The organism is Corallococcus sp. AB049A, from assembly GCF_003668885.1.
In the GTDB taxonomy this organism is placed as follows: Bacteria; Myxococcota; Myxococcia; order Myxococcales; family Myxococcaceae; genus Corallococcus; species Corallococcus interemptor.
The window spans coordinates 1-4,770 of the sequence record NZ_RAWL01000548.1; the positions used below are offsets into that span (position 1 = coordinate 1).

A 4,770-nucleotide genomic window follows, 5' to 3' on the forward strand; every position below is an offset into this window, starting at 1 on the left:
GGACGGCCCTGTCCGCCCGCCGCCCCGCTCACCAGCCATCCCCGTCGACGGCGTTTCCCACCCAGGGAGGTTCTGTGATGACCTGTCGCGATGGGATTAGTCAGTTTAATAGCCCAATCCTCGACCATACAAAATTGCCGGAGTTTTCCGCCCGGCGTTGACTCATACAGGGGGTCCTATCGCATAACGGCCCGCGTCCAGACAGGAGTGCGGGAATGAACAGCCATTGGTCAAAGCCGTTGCAGCAATGGGTGGTTTTGACACTCGCCGTGGTGTTGGGTGGTTGTGATTTCGGTCTCGGGAACAAGCCCGACGTTCCGCCTTCGCCCCCCTCCGCGCCCCAGCAGGTGGTCGCGCAGGCGGGGGATGCCTCCGCGCTGGTGACGTGGACCGTGCCCGCGAACGATGGCGGCAGCCCTGTGCTGTACTACGTCGTGAGCTGCGTCCCGGATTGCGGCGGCCAGTTGGTGAAGGCACCTGACACGCAGACCCTGGTGCGAGGCCTGACCAACGGCTTGACGTACACCTTCAGGGTCTCGGCGGTGAGCGCGCTGGGCGAAGGTCCGGCCTCCGTGGAGACGGAGCTGATGACGCCGCAGGCGGGCTTGCGCATCCCGAATCCCACGGTGCCAGGGAGACTGCGCTCGGTGGTGCCCACGGCGGGCAATGCTCAGGCGTTCGTCAGCTGGGTGGCGCCCGCGAGCTTCGGCGGCCGGCCGCTGTCGTACATCAAGGTGACGGCGGAGCCCGGGGGCATCACGAAGACGGTGACCGCGCCGGCGTCGGGCATCCTCATCGAGGGACTCACCAACGGCACCGCCTACACCTTCACCCTTGTCGCAGCCAATGAGGTGGGTGAAGGGCCTTCTGTGCGCACCTCAACGCCAGTGACGCCGCGTCCTGGCGGGGCCCCGACGAACTGGGTGATGGGCTACTGGGTGGGCTACGCGCATGGCCTGTACCCCCCGGAGTCGGTGGACATGTCATTGCTGACGCATGTGGTGGTGGGCCGCATCATCCCGAAGATTGACGGCACGCTGAAACCCATCGCCTTTGACTACAGCGAGATTGAAGGCCCCAAGGCTGCGAAGGTCCTGGCGCGGCGGGCCCACGAAGCCGGCAAGAAGGCGCTGCTGATGCTGGGCGGCGAGGGCGAGCACGCAGGCTTCAAAGGCGCGACGGAGACACTCGAGAAGCGCCGCAACTTCGTGAAGAGGCTCATCGAGGTCATGCACGAGCTGGAGTTCGACGGCATCGACGTGGACTGGGAGCCCATCGAGCTAAACAAGGGGGACGGCCCGCCGCTGCTGGCGTTGCTGGACGAGCTGCGCGCCGCGGACGAGAAGATCCTCATCACGGTGCCCGTGGGCTGGGTGAACGCCAACTTCCCGCTGAACGCGGAGGAAGCGGAGTTTCACCGGCAGCTCGCGGCCCGCGTCGACCAGATGAACATCATGGCCTACAAGATGAGCGGCAACTGGCCTCAGTGGGACAGCTGGCATTCCAGCGCGTTGTTTGGCGAGGGCGGAGGCCACCCCACCTCCGTCTCCAGCTCGGTGCAGGCCTTCATCAACGCGGGCGTCCCTCCGCAGCGAATGGGCGTGGGGATTGGCTTCTTCGGCTCCTGCTGGAAGTGCGTCACGCAGCCGCGTCAGCCGCTGGACGATTTCAAGGAGTGCAAGCCGATTGAGGAGAAGAGCGACAACGCGATGAGCTACTTCAACATCATGTCGCTCTACATCGATAAGGACTACGACGGCTTGCACTGGGACGAGGAAGCCAAGGTGCCCTACCTCAGCTACCCCAATGCCTTCGGCCCGCAGGCGTGCAACTACATCTCCTACGAGAACGTCGCCTCCATCTCGGAGAAGGGCCGCTGGGCGCGGGAGAAGGGCCTGGGTGGCGCCATCATCTGGACCATCAACCAGGGCCACTTCCCCAACGCCCCGATGGGTGAGAGGGATCCGCTGCTGAAGGCCACGCACTCGGCCTTCCTGAAGCCCTAGATGTAGCGGGCCTCGAAGAGCTGCCGCAGCGCCGGTTCGGTGCGCAGCAGCTCCAGCGTGAGGGCGGCGTGGTTGGGGACGTAGCCATTGCCCACGAGCATGGTGACGTCCTTGCCCACGCCCTCCGCGCCCAGGGCCGCCGTGGTGAAGCTGGTGGCCATGGAGAAGAAGATGACCGTGCCGCCGTCCTTCACGGACAACAGCGACGCCATCTCCGTGTTGCCCACGCTGGCGCAGTTGACCACCAGGTCGCAGAGCTGACCGCCCGTTGCCTTCTGCACCGCCTCCATCACGTCCACGCCCTGGGTGGCGTCCACCTTCAGGGCCTCGTCGCACAGGCCGATGGCGGACAGCGCGTCCAGCGCCTTCTGGGAGATGTCCAGGGCCAGCAGCTTGCCGCGGCTCTCCAGGCTGCGGCGGGCCTGCGCCAGGCACAGCGCGCCGCTCTTGCCCGCGCCCAGCACCGCCACCGTCATGCCCGGGCGCACGTGGCGCGCCACCAGCGCGGGCGCGCCGCACACGTCCAGGGCCGCCAGGGCCAGCGTGTCCGGCATGTCCGAAGGCAACTTCGCGTAGATGCCGCTGGCGAAGAGCAGCGCGTGGCCGCGGATGTCCACGCGGTCGATGTCCGCGTGCACCGCCTTCACCTCTTCGATGACGAGCGGCGTGAGCGTCAGGCTCACCAGCGTGGCGATGCGGTCCCCCGGCTTGAGCACGCCGTTGGCGGGGTGCTTCAAGCCCAGCTCCTTCACGCGGCCAATGAGCATGCCGCCGGAGCCGGTGACGGGGTTCTGCATCTTGCCGCGCTCCCGGACGATGTCCTGGATGCGGGACGCGATGCGCGCGGGGTCTCCGCCCACGTCGTCCTTGATCTGCTTGAAGGACGCGGCGTCGATGTTGAGGCTCTCCACGTCGATGAGCAGCTCCGCCTCGCGGCACGGCAGCGAGGGGTCCAGCTTGCGAGCGCGCTGCGGCAGCACGCCCTTCTCTCCGACGACGCGCGACAGTCCGTAGGTATCCATGGCGTCCCCCTTATCAGTCCCGCGCCAGCAGCGGCACCAGCACCGACAGCGACCGCTCGAAGCGGTACGACACGCCGGAGTGCCCGTCCTCGAACTCCTCGTGCGCCACGTCCACGCCGCCGGCCTTCAGGTCGTCCGCCACCATGCGCGTGCCCCAGCGCAGGTTGAACTCGTCGCGCGTGCCGGCGTCCAGGTAGACCGTCTTGAGCTTGCGGAACGAGTCCATGAACTTGGGCACGAAGCGCACGGGGTCGTGCACCAGCCACCGGTTCCACACGTCCAGGCGCAGCTTCGCGTTGTGCTGCTCGAAGGGCAGCTCCAGGTTGAGCGGCTCGCCCTTCTTGGGTGAGTAGGCCGCCGCCATGGCCAGGATGTTGATGACCGGGAAGTCGTCGCCGCGCACCTTGGTGGCGCTCGCGCGCTGGCGCAGGTCCGTCACCCACGCCTCCACGCCGCCGGCCTTCATCAGCGCGGTGGCGGCCTTGGGCAGGTCCGGCAGGTACGAATATTCGAAGTAGGAATCCGGCGCGTGCGCGCCCACCAGGGAGAACACTTCCGGGTGGTAGCGGCCCATCACCAGCGCGCCGTAGCCGCCGGAGCTGTGGCCCACCACCGCGCGGGACGCGGCCTTGGGCAGCGTGCGGAAGGTCTTGTCCACGAACCCGACGACGTCCTTGATCAGGTAGTCGCGGTAGCGGCCAATGGCGTCGCTGTTCACCCACTGGCTGCCGCCCAGCTTCGTCCACGCGTCCGGGAACACGCCGATGACGGGCGGGATGGCGCCCTGCTCGATGAGCGCGTCCAGGCGCTCCGGCACGGTGGGCGAGAAGCCGGACGCGTTGGTCCACGAGCCGCCGCCGTTGCCGAAGGCGTGCAGGAAGTAGACGACGGCGTAGCGCTGCGTGCCCGCCGCGTAGCCCGGCGGCAGGTACACGGTGAGCCGGCGGCGGGCCGGATCTCCCAGTGGGTTGTTCTCCAGCGCGGGGGAATGCACTTCACGCGTCTCGAGCACGCCCTTCATCGTTCCCTCTCCTGGTCGCGGTGCGCCGCGCGCTCTAGGCGCTGGAGCCCGGGTGCTTGCCGAACAGCTTCATCACCTGCTGCAGGTCCTCCCACGCCTTGCGCTTCTCCGCGCTGTTGCGCAGGAGGTACGCGGGGTGGAAGGTGGGCATGAGCTGGATGCCCTCGTATTCGCGCCACTGGCCCCGCATGCGGGTGATGGGGGTGGCGTCCCGGAGCAGCGTCTGCGCCGCGAACTTGCCCAGCGCGACGATGACCTTCGGCTGGATGGCGAGCAGCTGCGAGCGCAGGAAGGGTTCGCACGCGGCGATCTCATCCGGCTCCGGGTTGCGGTTGCCGGGCGGGCGGCACTTCACGACGTTGGCGATGTAGACGTCGTTGCGGCTGAAGCCCATGGCGCCGATCATCTTGGTGAGCAGGTCCCCGGCGGGGCCCACGAAGGGCACGCCCTGGAGGTCCTCGTTCTCACCGGGGCCCTCGCCCACGAACACCAGGTCCGCGCGAGGGTTGCCGGAGCCGAACACGATGTTCTTGCGGCTCGTGCACAGCTTGCAGCGGCGGCAGTCGCCCAGCTCGCGGCGGATCTGATCCAGCGTGGGGCGCTCGCCCTCCACGACGCCGGGCAGCGCGCCGTTGTAGCGGGGCGTGGACTTCGGCACGTCCAGGAGCATGGCTGGAGCCGGCGCCGACGCGGCCAGGGGGGCGCGGGGTGCGGCCTGTCT

General features: G+C 68.0%; 4 protein-coding genes. 1 reads left to right on the forward strand and 3 read right to left on the reverse strand.

Annotated elements, in window-relative coordinates; genetic code table 11:
* Positions 1–251 precede the first annotated feature (251 nt).
* Positions 252–2,006, forward strand: coding sequence for a glycosyl hydrolase family 18 protein (locus D7X55_RS35765; RefSeq protein WP_233610263.1), 1,755 nt, complete (start codon positions 252–254; stop codon positions 2,004–2,006).
* On the opposite strand, the gene D7X55_RS35770 is transcribed toward D7X55_RS35765, so the two are convergent.
* From D7X55_RS35770 to D7X55_RS35780, 3 genes are all read right to left on the reverse strand, one after another.
* Positions 2,003–3,028: an L-erythro-3,5-diaminohexanoate dehydrogenase gene (locus D7X55_RS35770; RefSeq protein ID WP_120553116.1), complete on the reverse strand. Its 1,026-nt coding sequence runs from the start codon at positions 3,026–3,028 to the stop codon at positions 2,003–2,005. The genes D7X55_RS35765 and D7X55_RS35770 overlap by 4 nt on opposite strands.
* Positions 3,029–3,041: 13 nt before the next feature.
* Positions 3,042–4,049 (reverse strand): esterase family protein, encoded by a 1,008-nt coding sequence (locus D7X55_RS35775; RefSeq protein ID WP_120553117.1) that lies wholly within the window; start codon positions 4,047–4,049, stop codon positions 3,042–3,044.
* A 34-nt stretch (positions 4,050–4,083) separates the two neighbouring features.
* Positions 4,084–4,770, reverse strand: a 687-nt coding sequence (locus D7X55_RS35780) for a uracil-DNA glycosylase family protein (protein ID WP_233610264.1), incomplete at its 5' end; no start/stop codon positions are given.